The sequence below is a fragment of the Vibrio sp. 10N.222.49.C9 genome (genome assembly GCF_041474985.1).
Taxonomy (GTDB): Bacteria; Pseudomonadota; Gammaproteobacteria; order Enterobacterales; family Vibrionaceae; genus Vibrio; species Vibrio crassostreae_C.
In genome coordinates this window covers 1-305 of record NZ_JBFRVD010001653.1, presented here as the reverse complement: position 1 = coordinate 305, position 305 = coordinate 1, and the positions used below count along the sequence as shown (strand labels likewise).

The 305-nt window shown below is 44.9% G+C and carries 1 pseudogene; it reads left to right on the top strand.

What is annotated here, in order from left to right:
* Positions 1–305, top strand: a pseudogene (locus tag AB4585_RS29670) (MipA/OmpV family protein); the annotation flags it as partial.

The following is a 305-nucleotide window of genomic DNA, read 5'->3' as shown; positions in this document are numbered from 1 at the left end:
CCGTACAACAGCCAAATTACCACGGTATTTTACGGTCATCCTTTGACCGATAGCCTGTTTGGATTACCACTGGATATCTACTTAACCCCTGGCTTTGGTTGGCACTGGAGTAATGATGATCAGGCCTCAAGCCAAGAATACATTCTAGCGATCAAGGCCTACTACACCATACCTTGGCCATTTGATTGGAGATTGGGTGTCGCGGAAGGTATGTCTTACACCTCTAAGATCAACTCACTAGAGCAAAACGAGTTTGACGAAAAAGGCTACGAGCCTAACAACTTCCTCAACTATTTGGATTTCTC